Origin of the sequence: Planococcus sp. ANT_H30, assembly GCF_008369335.1 — a bacterium.
Taxonomy (GTDB): Bacteria; Bacillota; Bacilli; order Bacillales_A; family Planococcaceae; genus Planococcus; species Planococcus kocurii.
Genome location: NZ_VOBJ01000006.1, coordinates 180,849 through 201,520 on the forward strand (window position 1 = coordinate 180,849; position 20,672 = coordinate 201,520).

Below are 20,672 nucleotides of genomic sequence, written 5' to 3' on the forward strand. Positions count from 1 at the left end.
TTTTGTATCAAAAGTCCAATTTGACAGCAATCCCTACTTTGTATAAGTTTAATACGACATAGACCACACTTGAAACGACAAAAGACTTGGCGAATAGAGCAAGATATACATAGTGAAATAAAAAACGGAATTTTGATTATCCTAAAAGATTGAGGAGCTGAACAATGATGGTTGAAAAACGAACGCCTCTTCCTGTAATAAATGCGGTTGAGCGGGTATTAGAATGCGCTTTGTCACTAGGAACTGAAAAAGTAGAACTCGAAGAAAGCTTCGGCCGCATTTTGGCAGAACCAATTATTGCTTCTAGCGATGTGCCACCTTTCGACCGGTCTCCTTATGACGGTTTTGCTATTCGTTCCGTGGACTCTGTGGGAGCAACAGGTGACAATCGCATCGCATTTAAGGTAATTGACCATATTGGCGCGGGAGAAGTATCAACAAAAAAATTAGCAGCTTTTATGGCGATTCGCATTATGACAGGCGCACAGCTTCCAGAAGGGGCTGATGCGGTCGTCATGTTTGAACAATCAGTCGAAACAGAAGAAAGTATAACGATTCGCAAGCCGTTTAAAACATTGGAAAATGTATCTTTGCAAGGAGAAGATCTTCGGAAAAACGAAGTTGTCATTAACAGTGGGAGTTATATTAATCCAGGAACCATTGCACTTTTGGCGACTTTCGGCTACTCGCAAGTTTTAGTAGCCAAACAACCGATTGTTGGCATTCTATCAACTGGAACTGAGTTGTTGGCAGTCAATGAGGAACTAGAGCCTGGCAAAATACGAAACAGTAATGGGCCAATGATTGTGGCACAACTAAAGCGAATGGGCATACGCTGTAAAATGTACGGAATATCAATTGATCAACTAGATGAGAGTTACGAAGTGGTCAAAAAAGCGGCAACAGAAACGGATTGCCTGATTACGACAGGTGGCGTTTCTGTCGGTGACTTCGATTTTTTACCGGCAATTTATGAACGACTAGGAGCCGAGATATTGTTCAATAAAGTAGCGATGAGACCAGGCAGTGTAACAACGGTAGCTGTAGCGAACGGTCGGTACTTGTTTGGTTTATCAGGTAATCCATCTGCATGCTTTACAGGATTTGAATTATTTGTTCGACCTGCACTTTTAAAAATGATGAGTGCCAGTAAACCATACTTGCCGCATACGACAGCGCGACTAGGTGAAGATTTCACCAAAGCCAATCCGTTTACTCGTTTTGTTCGCGCTCTATATAATGGCGAAACTGTGTCGCCAGCTGGATTCAATAAATCCAATGCCGTATCATCCATCGCGCGAGGCAATGCATTAATTGTTTTGCCAGGTGGCACGCGTGGCTACCAGTCAGGTGATTTGGTAGATGTACTGCTTCTCGGTATGGAGGAAGGGTCAGACAAGTGGAAACTGTGAAAGTGTTACAAGTGGTCGGCTTTAAAAATAGCGGCAAAACGACCTTGGTTTTGGATTTATTGAAACAAGCAAACGATAAAGGCAAATCAGTTTCAACAATTAAACGTCATGGTCACGACGGTGCACTTGACATGCCACCAACTGAGACAGACAGTATGCGCTTTTTTACTGAGGGAGCAAACAGCTCGGTTGTTTACGGCGGAGGAGTCATTCAGCTACATCAACGAAAAGAACAAGCGACGCTCGACGAGTTGATTGTCCTCACTTCTTTGGGGCATCCAGACTATATTTTCATCGAGGGCTTTAAAGAAGCAAGGTTTAAAAAAATTGTTTTGCTGCGGTCAGCAGACGAATGGTTACAGCTTCAAAGCTTGCAACACATCTCTTTAGTAATCACACAAGAAGTGATCGAACTGGACAATATCCCAGTGATTCTGCAGAATGACAGTAAGCAATTACGTGAGTGGTTTACTAACTGGATGGATGGTGACAGGAATGAAGGCGTTTGAAATCGTAACAGAAGCAATTAATCCTCAAATTTACGCAGATTTTGTATTACGGCCGGAAGCGGGAGCAGTCACTTTGTTTACGGGACATGTTCGTGAATGGACAAAAGGCGTGCGGACACTGCATTTATCATACGAAGCCTATGTACCGATGGCTGAGAAAAAACTGGCGCAAATTGGTGAAGAAATTGAACGGCGCTGGGAAGGAACACAAGTCGCCATTGCGCACCGCATTGGCGAGCTGCAAATTAGCGATATCGCAGTTGTCATCGCAGTTTCGTCTCCTCACCGAAAAACAGCTTACGAAGCAAATGAATACGCGATAGAACGGATTAAGGAAATCGTCCCCATTTGGAAAAAAGAAATTTGGGAAGACGGGGAAGAGTGGATTGGCGATCAAAAGAAGAAACCAGAAGGAGGATTAGCATGATCACCTTATGTTACTTTGCAGGACTCAAAGAACAGACCGGAGTTTCTGAAGAACAAGTCGATATGGCCGGACAGACCGTTGATGATTTATGGCAGTGGGCAACGACAAAATATCCGGAGTTTCTGTCGGGTGCAGCTCGTTTAGCTGTCAATGAAGAATACGCGTTGCCGACTGATGTCTTAGAAAGAGGGGACGTCGTGGCTTTTATTCCACCCGTTAGCGGAGGATGAAGTCAACTGTCGGAATCTTGCTTGCAGGTGGACTGTCGCGCCGTTTTGGTTCGCCAAAAGCGTTTGCTGAGTTAGCAGGAATACCTTTTTACGAGCACGCTTATAGAGCATTAACGAATGTCTGTGACCATGTAGTCATTATTTCTAGGCCCGAGTTAATCACTCGTTTCCCTTCTAAGTATGATGTCATCACAGATCTAGACTGGATTGCCGGACAAGGCCCCCTTGCTGGAATTTTCTCGGGGATGAACCATATGCAAGCGGATAACTATTTGGTGCTGCCTTGTGATATGCCGTTTGTCGGTCCAGCTGAAACAGCAAAGCTTCTAGCTTTAACCGAAGATTCTTCAGATATATCAGCTGTATGGAACACCACTGAAAAAATTCCTTTGTTCAGTGTTTGGGATATCTGTGTACAAGAACCGCTACAAAAAGAATTAGAAACTGGTCAATTACGTGTGATGAAATTTATGGAAAAAGTGACCACTCAGTGGATAAACTCGTCAGAAATCCATAAAGATCAACTTGTTTTTCGCAACGTGAATCAACCTGACGACTAAAAAGGAGGTAGCGTAATGGCCATTAAACCAGTACAGGACTATTTTCAACGTCCAATACGGGATTTGCGGATTTCAGTCACCGACCGCTGCAATTTCCGTTGTTCGTATTGCATGCCTAAAGAAGTATTTGGCGATGATTATGCATTTTTACCGAAGCAGGAATTGTTGACATTTGAAGAAATACATCGATTGACTAAGGTTTTTGTAGCAATGGGCGTTAAAAAGATTCGGTTAACAGGTGGCGAACCTTTAATGCGCAGAGGATTGCCAGAATTGGTTGAGAAAATCCTTTCGGTTGAGGGGGTAGAGGACATTGGACTGACAACAAATGGTTTGCTTCTTGGCAATCAAGCACAGGCGCTATACGATGCTGGACTTCGCCGGCTGAATATTAGTTTAGATGCACTAGATTCGGAGTTGTTTGGAAAGCTGAATGGTAGGGGCATTGATCCATCGCACATCTTAAAACAAATCGATTTTGCGCAACAAGTTGGATTTGAAATCAAAGTCAATATGGTCGTCCAAAAAGATGTCAATGAGCAAGAAATATTGCCGATGACAGCTTATTTCAAAGAACGCGGCATTACCCTAAGGTTTATTGAGTTTATGGATGTTGGCAATGATAATGGCTGGAGCTTTAAAAAAGTTGTCACCAAAAAGCAGATTCTTGAAAAGTTGCAAACAGTTTACAACCTAGAACCTGTCGACAAAGATTATTATGGAGAAGTAGCAAAACGCTACCGTTTTGAAGAAGGAGAGGCACAAGTAGGATTTATCACATCGGTGTCAGAATCCTTCTGTTCATCTTGTACGCGTGCTCGTTTGTCTTCAGATGGCAAGTTCTATACATGCTTGTTCGCCACAGGGCATTTCGATATTCGTGAACTGCTTCGAAATGGTTTGAGTGACGAAGAGTTATTGGAGAAAATCTCTGCTGTTTGGGAACGTAGAGACGACCGTTATTCAGATGAACGAACTGAACTGACAGCTAAAAACCGTAACAAAATCGGCATGTCGTATATCGGTGGATAAAACGATGGCGATTACAAAAAAGGCGTTTCCTGAGTATTTACAGGAAGCGCCTTTTTATGTTTACTTTGGGTAAACCGATGTACGTGACTCAGCAAAAATCGGTGTGAACAAATCGTGTTCGATGTTCAAGCTACGGTAAACCAATGTCGAGTAAAAATCAACGTTCGGTGGCAAGTTTTTCTGAACGGTACGATTTCATGCATCACCAATGTATTAATTTTACAGGATTTAATTTGGGTCATTGTTAGCTGCTACGGGGGTGGATTTTCAAACTTACCAGCGTTTGTTGGCAACCTTTTGGTACAAAAAAATTAGGAGCAATTCACGGTTATTTATTGACGACTTGGTCACATTATTGCGCCAGCCATCGTTTCACAAATTCGTGAGCATACAGAAAGCTACGTTCCTGTGTCCTACTTTTTCATTGCCTTGGTGTCAATTGGCTTCCTAATTTCTTTGTTAATCCGCTCGGATATCTAAAGAATTAAGGACATCCGAAATCGCAAAAAGCAAAAAAAGTTGATTTTAAAAGGGGGAAATCTTCAACAACGTAATAATTAATCAACTAAAAAGCAGTATTTTGAAAGGGATTCTGTAGTCGTTAATGCAGCTATAGAAAAGGCGAGAAAAATCTTTATTTCCAGAAAGACACGTCTTTTTTAAAGCTTTCTTAATACGTATCCGGTCAGTTCCTCATCACAAAAATCAAATGTCTGCCACTCCTTCGATCTTGTCGATAGGAAAATCCAGTCGGTTCTAAAAACGTACAAGTTTTATCCACGTGAATATTTTTGGGAGAAACGCCTGCTAGTTCGCATTGTTTTTTGACTATGGCTTGATTGTCGATATGGTATTTTTTCGTATCTTCGTTAACATACATAAAATTACTTGCGTAGCTAAGAGCTTCGAACTTTAAATAGACGTCTCGATCGACCTCGAATTGTTGTTGACTAATAGCTGCACCAATTTGAATTTCCAAGTTAGCAGGATCGCATTGTTCAACCTCAATTAATTGGTGAAGCAATTTGAATGTAATTTCTTTGATGGTACCTTGCCAACCAGAATGAACAACACCAATCAAACCGGCTTTTCTATCCTGAATAATTACAGGAACGCAATCAGCTGCGAAACTGCACAATACGATGCCCGTATCAAATGTATAAAGAGCGTCCGTATCAGAAAAAGCATCTTCTGCATCGTATGCTCCACGCCCCTTATCTTTTTGTGATACGCGACGGAAATTGGCGCTGTGCGTTTGTTGTGCACAAATAAAACTAGTCAGAGGTACCGCTAGAAAATCGGCTAATTTTTGTCGGTTATCAATTATTGTTTGTGTGTTTTCACAAGCATGTAATGCCATGTTATTGCTTTCAGGTTCGGTCAGGTCTTTTACCGTCATGCCTGAAACAAATTGTTTATCCTGAACATAAAATGTCGCTTTCATTTTCATCACCTTTTCTTAATATAAACGATGTTAAATCAGATGTACAGAAGAGTAAAACTCTAAAAAAACAGCCTTCCACTACGAGTAGTGGGAGGCTGTTTTTAGGACTAAATTGACGATGTCGATTGAACAAGAGCTTCATCGACGGAAACGAATGTAAAACCAAGATCTTTGGCAACAGCTTCATAAGTAACATGACCGTTCGCCGTGTTAACGCCCAGTTTTAGTGCTGGATTTTCTGCAACAGCTTTTTGAACACCTTTGTTCGCCATTTGAAGTGCATAGCCCACTGTGACATTTGTCAAAGCGATGGTTGATGTACGCGGAACAGCTCCAGGCATATTCGCAACTGCATAATGAACGACTTCGTGTTTAACGTAAGTCGGGTCGTCATGTGTACTGATGCGATCTGTTGTTTCGAAAATTCCGCCTTGGTCGATAGCGATATCGACAATTACAGAACCAGGGTTCATCGATTGAACCATTTCTTCTGTTACTAATTTAGGAGCTTTTGATCCTGGAATCAGTACAGCGCCAATAACTAAGTCAGATTCTTTAACCGCTTGGGCAATATTGAACGGGTTGGAAATCAATGTGGTCACATCCGTACCAAAAATATCATCCAATTGACGAAGACGTTCTGGGCTCAAATCAATGATTGTTACTTGTGCACCAAGACCAATCGCCATTTTCGCGGCGTTAGTTCCTGCCACGCCGCCGCCAATAATAGTCACTTTTCCGCGTTGAACGCCGGGTACACCAGATAACAGAATCCCTTTGCCACCATATATTTTTTCAAGGAACTGGGCACCAACTTGAGCAGCCATTCTTCCAGCTACTTCACTCATTGGCGTTAATAAAGGAAGTGTCCGGTTTACCGATACGGTTTCATAGGCAATCGCTGTCACTTTGCTGTCTACTAATGCTTGAGTTAACGCAGGTTCAGCTGCAAGGTGGAGGTAAGTAAACAACACCAAATCTTGACGGAAGTAGTGGTATTCAGAAGCAACGGGCTCTTTTACTTTCATCACCATTTCTGCAGACCAAGCTTCTTGCGCTGTATCGACCATTTGAGCGCCAGTCGCGATATAGTCAGCATCTGTGAAACTGCTTCCTAAACCAGCACCTGTTTCGATGATAACTTGATGACCAGCTCTAACAAAAGCATCAGCACCAGCAGGCGTAATTGCTACACGGCTTTCGTTGTTCTTGATTTCTTTTGGAATTCCAATAATCATTTTTATTCCTCCTATGAAACGAATGGTGTAGATATCCATAAGTATAGCTGTATGCTTGCTGGACTGCATTGGATGAAACAAAGAAAATAACGCTTTGCTTTTGTGAAATTTCACAAAAGCTTATTTCTTATCCATTTTGCGCATGTTCAAATCCAGATAGATACCTAATTTTTCATGAACATTTGTCAAACGGACACTGCCTATTTCCGAAATGCGCTTTATCCGATAATGCAATGTGTTAGTATGCACAAACAGCTTTTTAGCAGCATCGTTCATATTGCTGTCTTGTTGAATAAAAACTTCAAGTGTCTTCAGTAAATTGGTTTTGTGCAGGCTATCATATGCTTCGAGCTTAGCAATTGCCGGGTGTTCATGGCGCTTGTCTCTCCGTTCTTTCGGTATCAAGTTCAAGTACCTAAAAGCACCGAGTTGCCTAAAGTGAAACACATCTTCTAGTTCTTCAGGAAAGTCTTGTTTTAGCTTTAGCACGGTCATGGCTTCTTGATAACTCATTTCCGCTTTGCCAAAATCATTATAGCTTGTACCCGAACTGCCTTTGACGCCCGAAATAGAAAAGCGATTAGCCATTTCAGATGTAAAGTAGGAAATAAAGCCTTCAAAAGCATGATCGCCAGATTGTGAGGCATGAGGAGAAGCGATTAAAATCAATTCATTGTCGATAATTACTAAAAAGTGATTAGTGATTTTTTGACTAGTGGTGATCAGATAGGAAATTTGCTCTTCTATTTTCCGTGTAATGTCTTGGTCAAAACGAAAAACAAGAACAGTAAAGTGATCGGGTATTTTCAAGTTAAGTTCGTAAAATTTTTCTTGAATATCCTTTGATGACTTGTAGTGGCCACTCAAAATTTTCCATAAGAAATCCTGATAGTGTTCTTCTTTTCTTTTGAGGTTTTGATGAAGTTTAGCCATTAAAGATGTCGCTGCAATAGCCGCGTCTTTCAATAGCTTTAGTTGAATATCATTTAATTTTTTGACGCCTTCAACAATCCAAATATAGCCTAAAATCTCGTTATCCTTCCGAATGGCAATCGCTACACGGTCGCGAAGACCAATGTCTTCAATATGTGGAATGCGCAAGGCACAATCTGATTGCATCAATTTTGGGATAATGCCTTCTCTCCAAAGACGATTGATCACCTTTTCAGGTACGCGCTGAGAGATAATCGTACCAATTCGCGCGGAATCAGTATCCACTTCATGAGAGCTATAAGCATGTAGACGGTGGTTTGTATCCTCAATCGTCGTTGGGCACCCTAAATTTTCTTGGATGCTGTCAACGAGCTCTTTCAAATCGAAAAATGATTTCTTAAATGGATTTTTGAACGACATTTCGTACATAAAGCAACTCCTTTAGCGATTTGTACTTGTTAAAACCATAGTCACTTTAGTATAACGAAAAACCACAGCTTACTCTAGCGTATGCTGTGGTTTGAGGTATTAGCCTGTCCAAAAAAGCTTCTATAAATCGGGAGGAAAGGAGTTTATCTTTTAGTCAAAACGCCACTTTTCACCAGATTAGCTAAGGTACCATCATTTCTATGACGGAAATAGCTACTAAGGCGATTTAAGTCTTTTTGTGTCCAAGTCGTATATGCGTTATTTAACTCATAATCTTGTTCGAGTCGTAGCACGAGAGTTTTGGCGAATTGAATTTGTTTGAATGTCAATGACTTTTCGTCAACTTTTCCTTTGTTGGCATTGAGTTGCTTTATAACTTCTGAAGGGGAGTTGATTGTTTTTTGGAGTTTATCCGTGTAGAAGCCTTGTTTGATTCAACGAATATCGTCTGCCGTCAGGTTAAACCATTCGCCTTCTAATCTTTTGTCAGAGAAATGCAGATGAAATGCGCTTTCAGTTTGATGACGATCAGCAGTCTTAATAAGAAATATTAATTTGTTTTCAAACGGCAGTTTAACATTGAAGACGTTCATACGTTTATCAATTTGCTTTGTTTTGCCAATCTTAAAAGAACCTGTTATATGTTCTTGAACAAAATAAACATAGCCGGGTGCTTTGCCTGTTACTAGAGGAAGCTTAATAATTTGATCTAACTGTTGTTGGTTAGCTTCAAAAAGGTAACTTTTTTCTGTAGCTATTTTATTGCCGGAGCTATTTGCGGAAAGGGTAGGTGAGGACGATTTAAAAATGCTGAAAAAATTTTTTAACATAGTAAGTGCCTCCTTAAGATGAGTAGAAAATTACTGCTTGCCATTCATTATAGTATAGGTAAGCTCTGTTTAGTGGATGGAAGTACAAAAAATGTAAAATATCTATCTAACCAGGGGATGTATGGGAAAAAGTTAACATAGTTGAGAAAAAGATTGACTTAAAGCACACTTGCCGGTGATCACTTTTGTGTGGTTACTGGTATTTTTCTTTACTCAATACGATTCATTACCCGAACAGGTGCCGTGCACTACAACGGAGCGGGTGAAGGTGATCGATAGGGAGGAAAATCTGAACTATTCAATCTGCCAGTAATTGGTGCTGTGTTGTGGATTACTATGACAATACTCGAAAAGCATACGCACTCGTACAATTATTTCAATTTAACGACAGAGAGTGCAAAGTTTCACTATGAAAATGGTCGATAAATGATCAATGTGTTAAAAAATGAAACACTGATTTTATTCAGCTTTATCAGTTTCCAGAATGTCCACATAGCTTCTGGAGTTGAAGCAAAATTTTCATACTTACTCGTCTAATCGTAATACTTGGAGCGGTCTTGTTCTTTATAATCCACGTGCCTCAAAATTAACTAGTCACTAGAAAAGAGCAGTTAAAAGTTGGTGAATTTGAGTAATTTGTTTAAAATCAGTAGCTTTTTAAAAATAAGTTGATTTGGTAATAGTTTGTTCACATTTACTTTGTATACTGAAGCTATGAAAAGCCTTTGGAGGATGATCAAGATGACTGAAACTTCATGTTGTGCAATACGAAAAGTGCAAACAGCCAGTGAAATTGTCGAAAATCTGAAAAAACAGGGGATTAACGCAGAATTGTGTAAAAAGTCTGCAAGTCTACAAGGTGTTTAGTAAAAAAACTCGCTGGCCATATTGGCCAGCGAGTTTTTAAGGATTAGTTAATAACTTAATGCTTTTTCATACATCCATCTTTTCAAATTACCGATTGAATGAAAAGAGATGGCTTCTCCTGTTTCCTTATGCTCCGCTTTAATAATGACGTCGAACTCATTCGGGGTGAATAACCAACCATCTTCCACTAATGCACGTGCCATTTTTACAATCATGCTCGAGCCTCTAATTGAGTCTAGGTTCATTTTGACCATCTCCTTTTCTAGGTAGTTAATGCTTATTGTATTCTATTTAACGGAATTTTAAAACTATTATTTTGGAGCTGAAAAAAATGGTCTATCTGTGTTTAATTCTATTCCCAGTTGTTTAAAAATCCAAACTATTTTACCTGATTTCAAGTCAAAAACGAAAAACCTTGTCACAGAATTGTGACAAGGTTTTTCGTTTTCTCACTAGCTATCTTATTCTTTCGTTAACTGGTTAACGATTACTCTCACTGCTTTTTCGATATAAGGATCTCTTCCGGTTTTTAAAACTGCCGGAACAAAAGTACGTTGCTTCATCATTTCATAGTAACCGTACATGCCGTCTTCTAACGATATGCCTTGCTCAACTAGAAAAGAAGAGTTTAAAATCCTCCGTAGAGATGCTTCATCTTGCTCAATTACGAGCGCAGGGGAGTGCGGATTAAAATCTCCATCGATGATACCGTTTTCATAAAAAGAATGAAGGGTGACTAACCGCTCGTTCGCTAATGCTAATTTCCGTTCATAGAATGTCGGGCATACTGACTTTAATTCAGTTAAATATATTTCAGACGCGTAAACAGCGGAGAACACAGTTTGTTCAAATACAGCCGGCAATCGCTGAATGTAAGGATAACGAGAATTGTTGATAAACTGGTTGCTTCTATTCAAGTAGTCGATATAGATTTCCGTCACTTCTAGGATGATGTCTTCTTTAGATGCGAAAAAATTATACAAAGAAGCGCGGCTAATACCCATTAATCGTGCCAAATCTTGAATTGTCAATGTAATAAATCCCTCTGTACGAACGGTTTCTATAATTTTTTCAGTATAGGTACGGCGCATAATCTGCCGTTCTTCTGGTGAAATTTTCCGCATCTAAACACCTCCATCTTGTGAAAATTATAACACAAGAAAACCATGAGCAGATGTCCTTTTTTCTTTCATTGTTTAAACAGGCTGTAAGGGTGGTAAACAGTTAGAGTGTAATAATAATAGACAGTTTTTATGTTAATCGTCTAAAGTAATGGGAATGGAGTTGACGAGTATGGCATTAGGGAAAACTGCAATCGTTACAGGTGCAAGCAGTGGTATCGGTGAAGCGACGGCGAAGGAATTAGCTAGCAAAGGCTATCATGTGTTACTTGCTGCAAGACGTGAAGATCGATTGATCGCCTTAAAAAAAGAGATTGAAGCTGCTGGTGGTACGGCAGATTATAAAGTTACAGATGTTACTTCTCGAAGTGAAATGACTGCATTAATAGAAGCTGGGCTCGAGAAAAACGGTACGATTGATGTATTGGTGAATAATGCTGGATTAATGCCTTTATCATTTATGAATAAGCTAAAAGTTGATGAATGGGACAAAATGATTGATGTCAATATCAAAGGTGTTCTTTATGGAATTGCTGCTGTGTTGCCAGTTATGGAAAAACAAAAATCTGGTCATATTTTAACTATTTCATCCGTGGCAGGTCATACAATTTCTAAAGGAAGTGCGGTATACAGCGGTACCAAGTTTGCGGTTCGTGCGATTGCAGAAGGGTTGCGTCAAGAAATTGATCCTTCACATGAAATTCGCGTGACGATTGTGTCACCAGGAGCGGTTGAAACCGAATTGACCGATACGATTACAGACGAAGATATAGTAACTGCTTTTAAAAATGGTCAACCGATGGAAATGCTTAAAGCACAAGATATTGCCAATGCGATCGCTTTTGCCGTGGAACAACCGGCATATGTGGACGTTAATGAGATTTTGATTCGCCCTAGACAACAACTGTAAATCAAAAAAAGAATGGAGACGATCCAAGTGAAAACCGATTTTTCAAAAATTTATATAAATGGTGAATGGATTCAAGGTTCTAGTAATAGCCAGATGAAGAATACCAATCCATTTACTGGTGAAGAACTAGTAATCACACAAGCTGCCGATAAAAGTGATTTAGATTTGGCATATAAAGCTGCTGCAGAAGCACAAGTTGAATGGGCAAAAGAACTACCGCAAAACAAACGAGCGGTTATTGAAAAAGCAATAGAAGTCATGCAGGAGAACAAAGAGCTAATTATTGACTGGTTAGTTAAAGAAGCAGGCAGTACTGTGATTAAAGCAACAGTTGAGTTTGGTGCGTCAGTTAACATCTTGAAAGAAGCAGCAACTTTCCCTTACCGGATGGAAGGTAAAATTCTTCCTTCGCAACAAGCAGGTAAAGAAAACCGTGTATACCGCAATGCACTAGGAGTTATCGGTATTATTAGCCCGTGGAATTTCCCGTTCCATTTAGCGATTCGTTCTATCGCGCCTGCTATTGCAACTGGCAATGCGGTTGTGATCAAACCTGCAACCGATACACCCGTAACAGGTGGATTGTTGTTTGCCAGCATTTTCGAAGCAGCTGGATTGCCCAAAGGTCTATTAAATGTCGTAGTTGGACGTGGTTCAGAAATCGGTGATGACATTGTAACGCATCCAACACCGCGTTTGATTTCCTTTACTGGGTCTACGCCAGTCGGAAAGCGTATTGGTGAGCTCGCGGGTGGCGCGTTAAAGAAAACTGCGTTAGAACTTGGTGGAAACAATAATTTTATTGTCTTAAAAGATGCTGATGTAGATCAGGCTGTCGATTCCGCATTATTCGGTAAATTCTATCATCAAGGTCAAATTTGTATGTCTATCAACCGCATTTTTGTTCATCAAGATATTTATGACAATTTCGCAGAGCAGTTCATTACACGTGCTAGCAAATTAAAATTCGGAAATCCTGCCGAACAAGATACGCAAGTCGGACCGCTGATTAACCGTGATCAAGTCGACCGGATTCTCAAAGACATCAATGCAAGTGTGGAGCAAGGTGCCCAAATTCGTCTTGGAGGACAAGCGGATGGCAATGTTCTAGAACCAACTGTTCTAACTGGCGTTACAAACGATATGCCTCTTGCAGAAAATGAAATTTTTGGTCCTGTAGCAATTTTGATTCCTTTTGATAGCGACGAGGAAGTCGTGAAGATGGCAAATGCTTATCCGTATGGATTGAGCGGAGCTGTCCATTCCTCAAATATCGAATACGGAACGACCATCGCTCATCAAATTCACACGGGCATGATTCATGTAAACGATCAATCGGTTAACGATGAAGCGCATATGCCGTTTGGTGGAGAAAAAGATTCAGGTCTAGGCCGTTTCAATGGTGAATGGGTACTAGAAGAGTTTACAACGTTAAAATGGCTATCGGTTCAACATCAACGTCGTGAATATGGACCATTTGTTACTAACACAAAAAAATAAAAGACTGTGACATCGGCAGCCTCAGTATTGGGGTTGTCGTTTTTTGTGTTAAACCAACTAGCTGTTTCTAAAAAACGATTCGTATTCTATCATTAACTGTTAGTGAAAGGGAATGGACGAAGCTAAGTCGAATTTCACATTGAGTAAAGACGTGATGAAAGGAAATGATGAATTTGGCTAAATGGTTCCCTCATATATACGATATTGCAATGAAGCCGCTAGAAAAAATGCGTTTTGAGCGGATTCGTGCAAATCTTGTTCGTCAAGCACAAGGGAAAGTTTTGGAAATTGGTTTTGGTACTGGCGCAAACTTCCACTACTATCAGGATGTTGAACGCGTTGATGCTATTGAACCAAATCCTGCTATGAGTAAACAAGCAAACAAACGCATTCAAAAAACCCATACCCCCATTTATACCTATCAAGCAAAGGCAGAGGAATTGCCTTTTGAGGATAACCGCTTTGATACCATTGTTGCAACACTGGTTTTTTGTACGATTCCTGATCCTGAAAAAGCACTTCAAGAAATACGGAGAACTTGTAAAGTAGGAGCGAAAATACTGTTATTTGAACATGTCAAAATGGATCAGAAGATGATGGGCAAAACTCAAGAAGCATTAACACCAGTCTGGAGAAAAATGTGCGATGGCTGTCATTTAAACCGTGATACGCTCAAACTGGTAAAGCAATCAGGATTAGAAGTGCAGAAAGTAACTTCTTATTACGGTGGACTTTTTCTTACGATTGAATGCTGTAATTCTTTATAAACAAGTAGATCATGTTAAACCGCTCTTTTAACAAACACTAGATGCTATTTTTTATTTTTTTTAAGGAATATTAATATCGTAAAAAAGTGATCTAATTACCGGCTTACTGCGTAGTATAAGTAAGAGAAATAAAAGACACAGCGATAATCTATTTCTCGAACTCCACATTTTAAGGAGATTGATAAAAAGAAAAGATTTTCCTGTAGCGGGAAGTATAGTAAGGTAGTAATACGAAATACGTGGCAAAGGAGACAGGGGATGGAAAAAAGTACTGATACAAATTTGTATATGCGGGTCAGTCAACAAGATAAAGCCGCATTAGAACAATTATACGACCGCTACGAAAAAATCCTTTTTTCTTTTCTGTATAAAATGCTAGAAGATCGCGAGCTAGCTGAGGAAGCCTTACAAGAGGTGTTCATTAAAATTTGGCGCGGTAAAGGGGTTTACGATGAAAGCAAAGGGAAATTTACTTCCTGGCTTTTTAGAATGGCGCAGAATACAGCTATTGACTTAATACGAAAACGCAAACAGCCATCTGTTCCAATTGAAGAAGCGGCGCAAATGGTCAGCAATGATGCACCGGTTGAGCAGCAGGTTGAATGGCAAGAAGAGAAAAGTCAGATTGAAATGGCTGTTCAACACTTATCAGCAGAGCAGCAAAAAATGATCGATTTATTTTATTTCAAGGGACATACACATGAGACAATCGCGGACATGTGCAATATTCCACTGGGAACTGTTAAGAGCCGAATAAGACTGGCATTAAAGAAGTTGAAAATATCACTGCATGGAATGCAGGAAAGGGGGGCTTATGATGACTAATATAGATTGTGATTATCTACTAGATTATTTGAATGGAACACTATCAATAGATGAGGTTCAGCAATTTGAAGAACACTTAAAAACGTGTACGGAATGCCAAGAAATAGTAGAAGCAACAGGTCAGCTCCCTTATCTTGCAGACCCAGTGGAACCACCGACAGCGATGAAAGCACGAATTCTAGCTAATGTATTTGAAGAAGAACCTGTTCAGGATAATCCGACAGTGGCATTAAAACCAGCAATGTCTGCGATACCGATACGCAAAAATAAAAGCAGGAGAAACACCTGGAAACCGCTGCTCGCAGCTGTACTTTTATTGTCACTACTAGGTAATGGCTATGCTTTCTTTCAGCTATCTGACAAAGAAGGTGGACCAGAGACAGCGATTCAATCATTCCAGTTAGAGCCGAATGCAGCATTCTCAGGAACTGCTACAGCAGAACTCATCGAAGAAGATGGGTTAGTAAACCTTGTTGTCCAGGCAGATCGATTAGCTGAATTAGACGCAAGTCAAGTTTATCAAGTTTGGTTGATCAAAGATGGGAAGCCAATTCCAGCCGGCGCGTTTTCGCCTAATCCCAATGGAGAAGGTGCAAGCTACTATCAACTAGAAGAGACAGCAGCAGAATGGGATACTATTGCTGTGACGCTTGAACCTAAAGCAGGAAACCAATTGCCAGAAGGCGAAATTGTATTAAGTTCAGAAATTTAACTATCCGCTTTTGCGGATAGTTTTTTTCTTTTGAATCTTTTTTCAAATAAAGTGATCTAATGGATCGCTCCTTGCGTTATGTCTGTATAACTTAAAAAAAACAAGAAAAAGGGAGCGATTTTAGTATGAAATTAAACAAATTACTGTTAGCCCTACCACTTAGCCTAGCGTTACTTGTACCAACGGCAGCACTTGCCGACAGCCACGGCGGTCATTCTGCGTCAAGCGAAACCGCAACGGAAGTAAGCACGACAACACCTGCGGCGGAACTGCGCATCGCACTGGATACGACCTTAACAGAGCACGCATTTCTAGCAGTTGAAGCGATGCGGAAAGGCGTCGACGGGGCAGAAGATTTTGACCAAGCAGCCGGGGCGTTACTGGCAAACGCTGACGACTTGTCTGCAGCTGTTGGTTCAGTTTACGGGGAAGAAGGCGCCACACAGTTTGACGAAGTATGGAAGTCGCACATCGGCTATTTCGTCGATTACGTGACAGCAACCGCTGAAGACAACCAAGAAGGCAAAGACCAAGCGTTAGCGGAACTGGAAAAATACAAAGTGGAACAATCGAAATTCTTTGATACCGCAACAGGCGGACTCTTGCCAGCAGCGGCGGTTCAAGAAGGATTGGACGTGCACGTCGATCAGTTGATCATGGCGTTTGACGCGTATGTAGCGGGCGATTTTGAAAAAGCTTACTCACTTGAGCGCGAATCGATTCAACACATGAGCATGTTCGCCGAAAGCTTGTCCATTGCAATCACGACGCAATTCCCGGATAAATTTGACAACACCAGTGCCGATACACCGGCCATTGATTTGCGTGCAACATTGAACCAAACGTTCACTGAACACGCAGGACTTGCGGTTATGGCGATGCAAGACGGCGCGGACGGTGCTGAAAGTTTTGACCAAGCAGCAGGGGCACTTCTTGCGAACGCCGATGACTTGTCAGCAGCCGTAGGATCAGTTTACGGCGACGAAGCCGGTGCACAGTTTGAAGAAACATGGAAGTCGCACATTGGTTACTTTGTGGATTACGTAACAGCAACGGGTGAAGGCAACAAAGAAGGGCAAGAACAAGCACGTGCCGAGCTTGATCAGTACATCGTAGACCAAGCAGCCTTCTTAGACGCAGCAACAGAAGGTCGCGTTCCTGCAGCAGCATTGGAAGAAGGTTTAACTGCCCATGTTGGGCAACTATTGGCAGCATTTGATTCGTATGTAGCGGGCGATTATGACGCAGCGTACAGCTCGATTCGCGAGGCGTATGCACATATGCAAATGCCAGCAGCCGGCTTGTCAGCAGCGATTGTCGATCAATTCCCAGACCAATTCGGCGCGACTGAAATGCCAGCCGAAATGCCAAAAACAGGCATGGGTGGTATGTCTGATACCGGATCATTCCCATTCATGTGGGTACTGGCCGGCTTAATGTTAGCGGCATTGACGACCGTAGTCGCAGTTCGTACACGCAAACAGTAATAGCAATGCGTGTTTGAATAACTAATAAATAAATCCCTAAGTCATGTACATGACTTAGGGATTTATTTTGAGTAGGTCGGGATAAGAAAAAGCAGCGAGGCATTGTAAAAACTAAAGAATAATTTTTCGGCAAATTCTGAAGTAGAAGACGAAAAGTAAATTATTACATTTTTGCTTTCTATCGTCTTTGACATCTCTTCGAAAATAAAGTACATTATCATATGGGCGAACAATTATTAAGTTATATAGGTATATCATTCGTGTATAGGGGTGTAATTTATGGAAAATGTATTTGATTACGAAGATATTCAATTAGTTCCTGCAAAAGCAGTAGTGAACAGCCGTTCAGAATGTGATACATCAATTGAATTTGGTGGACGAACTTTTAAATTACCGGTTGTACCTGCCAATATGCAGACAATCGTAGATGAAAAAATTGCGGGATATTTAGCGGAAAATAATTACTTCTATATCATGCACCGATTCGAGCCAGAAAAGCGCTTAGCATTTATAAAAGATATGCAACAGCGTGGACTTTTTGCATCGATCAGTGTAGGGATTAAACCAGAAGAATATGATTTCATTCAATTAGTAGCTGATGAAAAAATAACACCTGAATATATTACAATTGATGTGGCACATGGTCATTCAAACGCAGTTATCGACATGATTCAGCATGTTAAAAAACTACTGCCAAACAGTTTTTTAATTGCTGGAAATGTGGGCACGCCAGAAGCTGTTCGAGAACTTGAACACGCAGGGGCAGACGCAACAAAAGTAGGCATCGGACCAGGAAAAGTTTGCATTACGAAGATTAAAACAGGTTTCGGTACAGGAGGCTGGCAGTTGGCGGCACTTCGTTGGTGTGCCAAAGCAGCAAGTAAACCCATTATCGCAGATGGGGGTATTCGTACACATGGTGATATTGCAAAATCAGTGCGCTTTGGGGCGTCAATGGTGATGATTGGTTCACTTTTTGCTGGACACGAAGAGTCGCCTGGTCAAACAATCAACCAGGACGGGAAACTATTAAAAGAGTATTTCGGCTCAGCCTCAGAATTCCAAAAAGGCGAAAAGAAAAACGTTGAAGGCAAGAAGATGTTTGTAGAATATAAAGGTCCATTAAAAGAAACATTAGTAGAAATGGAACAAGATCTTCAATCGGCGATTTCTTATGCGGGTGGAGACAAACTATTAGCAATTCGCAATGTTGATTATGTTATCGTTAAAAATTCCATTTTCAATGGAGATAAAGTGTATTGATTTATTGAAAAGCCCATCAATTAGTTGATTGATGGGCTTTTTTCTGCTTAGTTGTTAGTAGCCAGATGATGACAGAAACCGTTAATAGTGCCCCAAACAAGAGGTATTGAACACTTTTAGGAACGACTTGTATCAAACCGTAAACTACGGCCAACTCCATAATTACAGCTGGAATTTTACCAATGGTGCTGGCGACCCAAAACTTTTTCCCATTAATCGTTGTTAATGCGGCACCCGCTGTCACAAAACCTGAAGGCATAAATGGCAGCATACGGAGTAAAATCACCAAACTGAAAACTTGTTTTGTTGTTTGTCGCTGAAACTTTTGCCAGAACGGATGGATGAGCCATTTAGGATCTGCTTTGGAAAAGCCAAAGCGGTAAAGATAAAATCCAAACAAGGCTCCGAATATTTCACCAGCAAATGTTAAAGTAGCGCCACCATAGAGTCCTAGCGACTGAATATTGATGGCGGTCATGAGGGCACTAGGAATAAATCCAACAGCGCCAACGACTATATTGGCGATAAGTAAAATGACGGTTTTAACTAAAGTAAGTAAAATTTCCATAAGCGAAGACTCCTTTTTAGCATTCAATCTTTAACATGTTTTACAAATCCCTTACGAACAAAGAGAACGAATCATTCATATATTTTACCATCATGGGCAAAGAATAGGGAGAAGAGACTGTATCGTACTGTTAAAAAGGGGGCGATAAGTTTAAAAGTCCTTCAGTAAAACGTGTGCTAGTTGTATGATAGTGAAAGAAACTATCAGCCGGATTCGAACATAATTAGAAGATAAATGATAAGGAGTGAGCTTTTGCACAATCAAAAACGAATTAGAGATTACGGTGTAGAGATCGGATATATAAAAACTGGAAAGCTAAACGCTATAACAGATGTAGCAGGCGTTACAGTAGGTCACGTCACATTGAGTAACGGCAATATGCAAACCGGTGTGACGGCGATTTTGCCGCATGCAGGAGACATATTTCATAATAAACTCATTGCTTCTAGTCATGTCATCAATGGTTTTGGAAAAACAATGGGCACTATTTAACTAGCCGAACTAGGGACGCTAGAGACGCCAATTGTCCTGACAAACACCTTAAATGTCGGCACAGCAGCCAATGCCGTCATTGATTACATGTTGGAGAAAAATCCTGATATCGGCAGTACGACGGGTACTGTTAATCCGGTAGTCGGTGAATGCAACGATATGTTCTTAAATGACGTACGGGGGCGCTTTGTTCAAGAGCAACATGTACGTCAGGCACTCGAAAATTGTGCTGTCGAGTTTGAAGAAGGCGCGGTCGGAGCAGGCAGAGGCATGCTATGCTATTCGCTAAAAGGTGGAATTGGTTCAGCATCTCGTATTGTCAAACTAGAGCATAGAGACTACACGATGGGAGTTTTAGTCTTATCCAATTTTGGTATGCTAAGCGATTTGACTGTCAGCAGCAATCCGATTGGCAAAGCTTTGAAAGAAAAAATTCTGCAATCGCATAAAGAGGAAGACAAAGGCTCTGTCATGATTATTGTCGCTACAGATCTTCCGTTGTCTGAACGCCAGTTAAACCGTATTTTAAAAAGGTCAGTGACTGGACTTTCACGTACAGGTTCGATTATTACCAATGGGAGTGGTGAAATCGTACTCGGGTTCTCAACAGCTAACAAAATTCCTCATGCGAAAACGCAACAGTATCTAACAATTGATACGATTCATGAAGAGGACATGGACGAAGCTTTTAGAGCCGTCGGAGAAGCGACAGAAGAAGCTGTATTAAATTCATTGATTACGGCAGAAGCTGTTATTGGACGTGATGGCAATGAAAGACCAGCGTTAAAAGAGTTGCTTGAAAAATTCAATTTAACACTCTAGAGCCTTTAACAGGTTCTTTTTTTTATGCAAAAGAATTTTGTGAATACGCATGACGAAAACCTCTGGTAAACCCACCGCGATTTTCTGCTTGAAATTGTGTGCGGGTATACAGAAATACAGATTAACACTTATAGAAAAAAGGCAGAAATTAGTTTCAAAAAATCATTACCTAGATTGCAATATTAAATGCAACAAAACATGAAAACCCATTAAACCGTGTGTGGTTCAGGCGATGTGGGCGAGCTCTTCTAAGAAGCACGCTTCCGGTGTCCGGTAGCCGAGAATCTTTCGCGG

General features: G+C 40.8%; 21 protein-coding genes and 2 pseudogenes. 15 read left to right on the plus strand and 8 right to left on the minus strand.

Annotated features, from left to right (window positions below; translation table 11 throughout):
• The first annotated feature begins 167 nt into the window (after positions 1-167).
• Genes FQ085_RS13580 through moaA form a run of 6 tightly spaced genes read left to right on the plus strand, consistent with a single transcriptional unit; the run spans position 168 to position 4,170 of the window.
• Positions 168-1,412, plus strand: a complete 1,245-nt coding sequence (locus FQ085_RS13580) for a molybdopterin molybdotransferase MoeA (protein ID WP_149456865.1) — start codon at positions 168-170, stop codon at positions 1,410-1,412.
• Positions 1,400-1,921 (plus strand): molybdopterin-guanine dinucleotide biosynthesis protein B, encoded by a 522-nt coding sequence (gene mobB / locus FQ085_RS13585; RefSeq protein ID WP_149456855.1) that lies wholly within the window; start codon positions 1,400-1,402, stop codon positions 1,919-1,921. Before FQ085_RS13580 ends, mobB begins: the two co-directional genes overlap by 13 nt.
• Positions 1,908-2,348: a molybdenum cofactor biosynthesis protein MoaE gene (locus FQ085_RS13590; protein ID WP_058385322.1), complete on the plus strand. Its 441-nt coding sequence runs from the start codon at positions 1,908-1,910 to the stop codon at positions 2,346-2,348. The genes mobB and FQ085_RS13590 overlap by 14 nt, the downstream gene beginning before the upstream one ends.
• A complete protein-coding gene (gene moaD, locus FQ085_RS13595; RefSeq protein WP_071154289.1) occupies positions 2,345-2,578 on the plus strand; it encodes a molybdopterin converting factor subunit 1 in 234 nt (77 codons plus the stop codon). Before FQ085_RS13590 ends, moaD begins: the two co-directional genes overlap by 4 nt.
• Positions 2,575-3,138 carry a molybdenum cofactor guanylyltransferase gene (locus FQ085_RS13600; RefSeq protein WP_149456856.1) on the plus strand — a complete coding sequence of 188 codons (564 nt, stop codon included), beginning with the start codon at positions 2,575-2,577 and terminating at the stop codon, positions 3,136-3,138. Before moaD ends, FQ085_RS13600 begins: the two co-directional genes overlap by 4 nt.
• Positions 3,139-3,153: 15 nt before the next feature.
• Positions 3,154-4,170, plus strand: a complete 1,017-nt coding sequence (moaA, locus tag FQ085_RS13605) for a GTP 3',8-cyclase MoaA (protein WP_058385325.1) — start codon at positions 3,154-3,156, stop codon at positions 4,168-4,170.
• Positions 4,171-4,245: 75 nt separating this feature from the next.
• Here moaA and FQ085_RS13610 read toward each other — a convergent pair.
• From FQ085_RS13610 to FQ085_RS18320, 5 genes and pseudogenes are all read right to left on the minus strand, one after another.
• Positions 4,246-4,359, minus strand: a pseudogene (locus FQ085_RS13610) (citrate/2-methylcitrate synthase); the annotation flags it as partial.
• Positions 4,360-4,855: 496 nt separating this feature from the next.
• The gene (gene pgeF / locus FQ085_RS13620; protein ID WP_149456858.1) at positions 4,856-5,614 is read right to left on the minus strand and encodes a peptidoglycan editing factor PgeF; all 759 of its coding nucleotides are present in this window, start codon (positions 5,612-5,614) and stop codon (positions 4,856-4,858) included.
• A 107-nt stretch (positions 5,615-5,721) separates the two neighbouring features.
• Positions 5,722-6,852 carry an alanine dehydrogenase gene (gene ald, locus FQ085_RS13625; RefSeq protein WP_058385327.1) on the minus strand — a complete coding sequence of 377 codons (1,131 nt, stop codon included), beginning with the start codon at positions 6,850-6,852 and terminating at the stop codon, positions 5,722-5,724.
• Between the two features lie 120 nt (positions 6,853-6,972).
• Positions 6,973-8,214 (minus strand): PucR family transcriptional regulator, encoded by a 1,242-nt coding sequence (locus tag FQ085_RS13630; RefSeq protein WP_149456859.1) that lies wholly within the window; start codon positions 8,212-8,214, stop codon positions 6,973-6,975.
• Positions 8,215-8,648: 434 nt separating this feature from the next.
• On the minus strand, positions 8,649-9,044 hold the full coding sequence (locus tag FQ085_RS18320; protein WP_262499799.1) for a GIY-YIG nuclease family protein: 396 nt from the start codon (positions 9,042-9,044) through the stop codon (positions 8,649-8,651).
• A 741-nt stretch (positions 9,045-9,785) separates the two neighbouring features.
• Here FQ085_RS18320 and FQ085_RS18325 point away from each other — a divergent pair.
• The gene (locus FQ085_RS18325) at positions 9,786-9,911 is read left to right on the plus strand and encodes a hypothetical protein (protein ID WP_256204387.1); all 126 of its coding nucleotides are present in this window, start codon (positions 9,786-9,788) and stop codon (positions 9,909-9,911) included.
• Positions 9,912-9,958: 47 nt separating this feature from the next.
• Here the strand turns inward: FQ085_RS18325 and FQ085_RS13640 are convergent, their stop codons facing one another.
• Both FQ085_RS13640 and FQ085_RS13645 read right to left on the minus strand, forming a co-directional pair.
• Positions 9,959-10,156, minus strand: a complete 198-nt coding sequence (locus FQ085_RS13640) for a hypothetical protein (RefSeq protein ID WP_058385330.1) — start codon at positions 10,154-10,156, stop codon at positions 9,959-9,961.
• Positions 10,157-10,372: 216 nt separating this feature from the next.
• Positions 10,373-11,035, minus strand: a complete 663-nt coding sequence (locus FQ085_RS13645; RefSeq protein ID WP_058385331.1) for a TetR/AcrR family transcriptional regulator — start codon at positions 11,033-11,035, stop codon at positions 10,373-10,375.
• Between the two features lie 169 nt (positions 11,036-11,204).
• Here FQ085_RS13645 and FQ085_RS13650 point away from each other — a divergent pair, with 169 nt between their 5' ends.
• From FQ085_RS13650 to guaC, 7 genes are all read left to right on the plus strand, one after another.
• Complete coding sequence (locus FQ085_RS13650; protein ID WP_058385332.1) at positions 11,205-11,942, plus strand: SDR family oxidoreductase; 738 nt, start codon at positions 11,205-11,207, stop codon at positions 11,940-11,942.
• 27 nt (positions 11,943-11,969) lie between these two features.
• Positions 11,970-13,442, plus strand: coding sequence for an aldehyde dehydrogenase family protein (locus FQ085_RS13655; RefSeq protein ID WP_058385333.1), 1,473 nt, complete (start codon positions 11,970-11,972; stop codon positions 13,440-13,442).
• 173 nt (positions 13,443-13,615) lie between these two features.
• Complete coding sequence (locus FQ085_RS13660; RefSeq protein ID WP_058385334.1) at positions 13,616-14,209, plus strand: class I SAM-dependent methyltransferase; 594 nt, start codon at positions 13,616-13,618, stop codon at positions 14,207-14,209.
• A 258-nt stretch (positions 14,210-14,467) separates the two neighbouring features.
• Complete coding sequence (locus FQ085_RS13665) at positions 14,468-15,034, plus strand: RNA polymerase sigma factor (RefSeq protein WP_058385335.1); 567 nt, start codon at positions 14,468-14,470, stop codon at positions 15,032-15,034.
• Positions 15,027-15,746 carry an anti-sigma factor gene (locus FQ085_RS13670; RefSeq protein ID WP_058385336.1) on the plus strand — a complete coding sequence of 240 codons (720 nt, stop codon included), beginning with the start codon at positions 15,027-15,029 and terminating at the stop codon, positions 15,744-15,746. Before FQ085_RS13665 ends, FQ085_RS13670 begins: the two co-directional genes overlap by 8 nt.
• A 125-nt stretch (positions 15,747-15,871) precedes the next feature.
• Positions 15,872-17,233: a copper amine oxidase gene (locus tag FQ085_RS13675; protein WP_149456860.1), complete on the plus strand. Its 1,362-nt coding sequence runs from the start codon at positions 15,872-15,874 to the stop codon at positions 17,231-17,233.
• Between the two features lie 279 nt (positions 17,234-17,512).
• Complete coding sequence (gene guaC, locus FQ085_RS13680; protein WP_058385338.1) at positions 17,513-18,496, plus strand: GMP reductase; 984 nt, start codon at positions 17,513-17,515, stop codon at positions 18,494-18,496.
• Between the two features lie 16 nt (positions 18,497-18,512).
• Here guaC and FQ085_RS13685 read toward each other — a convergent pair whose 3' ends face one another.
• Entirely contained in the window at positions 18,513-19,064 is a 552-nt protein-coding gene (locus FQ085_RS13685) for a TVP38/TMEM64 family protein (protein WP_149456861.1), read from the minus strand.
• 252 nt (positions 19,065-19,316) lie between these two features.
• Between FQ085_RS13685 and FQ085_RS13690 the strand changes: the two are divergent.
• A pseudogene (locus tag FQ085_RS13690) lies at positions 19,317-20,378 on the plus strand (DmpA family aminopeptidase).
• Positions 20,379-20,672 lie beyond the last annotated feature (294 nt).

Coding starts and splice junctions, on each gene's coding strand:
- FQ085_RS13580 (WP_149456865.1), top strand. CDS start 168: ATGGTTGAAAAACGAACGCCTCTTCCTGTAATAAATGCGGTTGAGCGG.
- FQ085_RS13590 (WP_058385322.1), top strand. CDS start 1,908: ATGAAGGCGTTTGAAATCGTAACAGAAGCAATTAATCCTCAAATTTAC.
- moaD (WP_071154289.1), top strand. CDS start 2,345: ATGATCACCTTATGTTACTTTGCAGGACTCAAAGAACAGACCGGAGTT.
- FQ085_RS13600 (WP_149456856.1), top strand. CDS start 2,575: ATGAAGTCAACTGTCGGAATCTTGCTTGCAGGTGGACTGTCGCGCCGT.
- moaA (WP_058385325.1), top strand. CDS start 3,154: ATGGCCATTAAACCAGTACAGGACTATTTTCAACGTCCAATACGGGAT.
- pgeF (WP_149456858.1), bottom strand. CDS start 5,614: ATGAAAGCGACATTTTATGTTCAGGATAAACAATTTGTTTCAGGCATG.
- ald (WP_058385327.1), bottom strand. CDS start 6,852: ATGATTATTGGAATTCCAAAAGAAATCAAGAACAACGAAAGCCGTGTA.
- FQ085_RS13630 (WP_149456859.1), bottom strand. CDS start 8,214: ATGTACGAAATGTCGTTCAAAAATCCATTTAAGAAATCATTTTTCGAT.
- FQ085_RS18320 (WP_262499799.1), bottom strand. CDS start 9,044: ATGTTAAAAAATTTTTTCAGCATTTTTAAATCGTCCTCACCTACCCTT.
- FQ085_RS18325 (WP_256204387.1), top strand. CDS start 9,786: ATGACTGAAACTTCATGTTGTGCAATACGAAAAGTGCAAACAGCCAGT.
- FQ085_RS13640 (WP_058385330.1), bottom strand. CDS start 10,156: ATGAACCTAGACTCAATTAGAGGCTCGAGCATGATTGTAAAAATGGCA.
- FQ085_RS13645 (WP_058385331.1), bottom strand. CDS start 11,035: ATGCGGAAAATTTCACCAGAAGAACGGCAGATTATGCGCCGTACCTAT.
- FQ085_RS13650 (WP_058385332.1), top strand. CDS start 11,205: ATGGCATTAGGGAAAACTGCAATCGTTACAGGTGCAAGCAGTGGTATC.
- FQ085_RS13665 (WP_058385335.1), top strand. CDS start 14,468: ATGGAAAAAAGTACTGATACAAATTTGTATATGCGGGTCAGTCAACAA.
- FQ085_RS13670 (WP_058385336.1), top strand. CDS start 15,027: ATGACTAATATAGATTGTGATTATCTACTAGATTATTTGAATGGAACA.
- FQ085_RS13675 (WP_149456860.1), top strand. CDS start 15,872: ATGAAATTAAACAAATTACTGTTAGCCCTACCACTTAGCCTAGCGTTA.
- guaC (WP_058385338.1), top strand. CDS start 17,513: ATGGAAAATGTATTTGATTACGAAGATATTCAATTAGTTCCTGCAAAA.
- FQ085_RS13685 (WP_149456861.1), bottom strand. CDS start 19,064: ATGGAAATTTTACTTACTTTAGTTAAAACCGTCATTTTACTTATCGCC.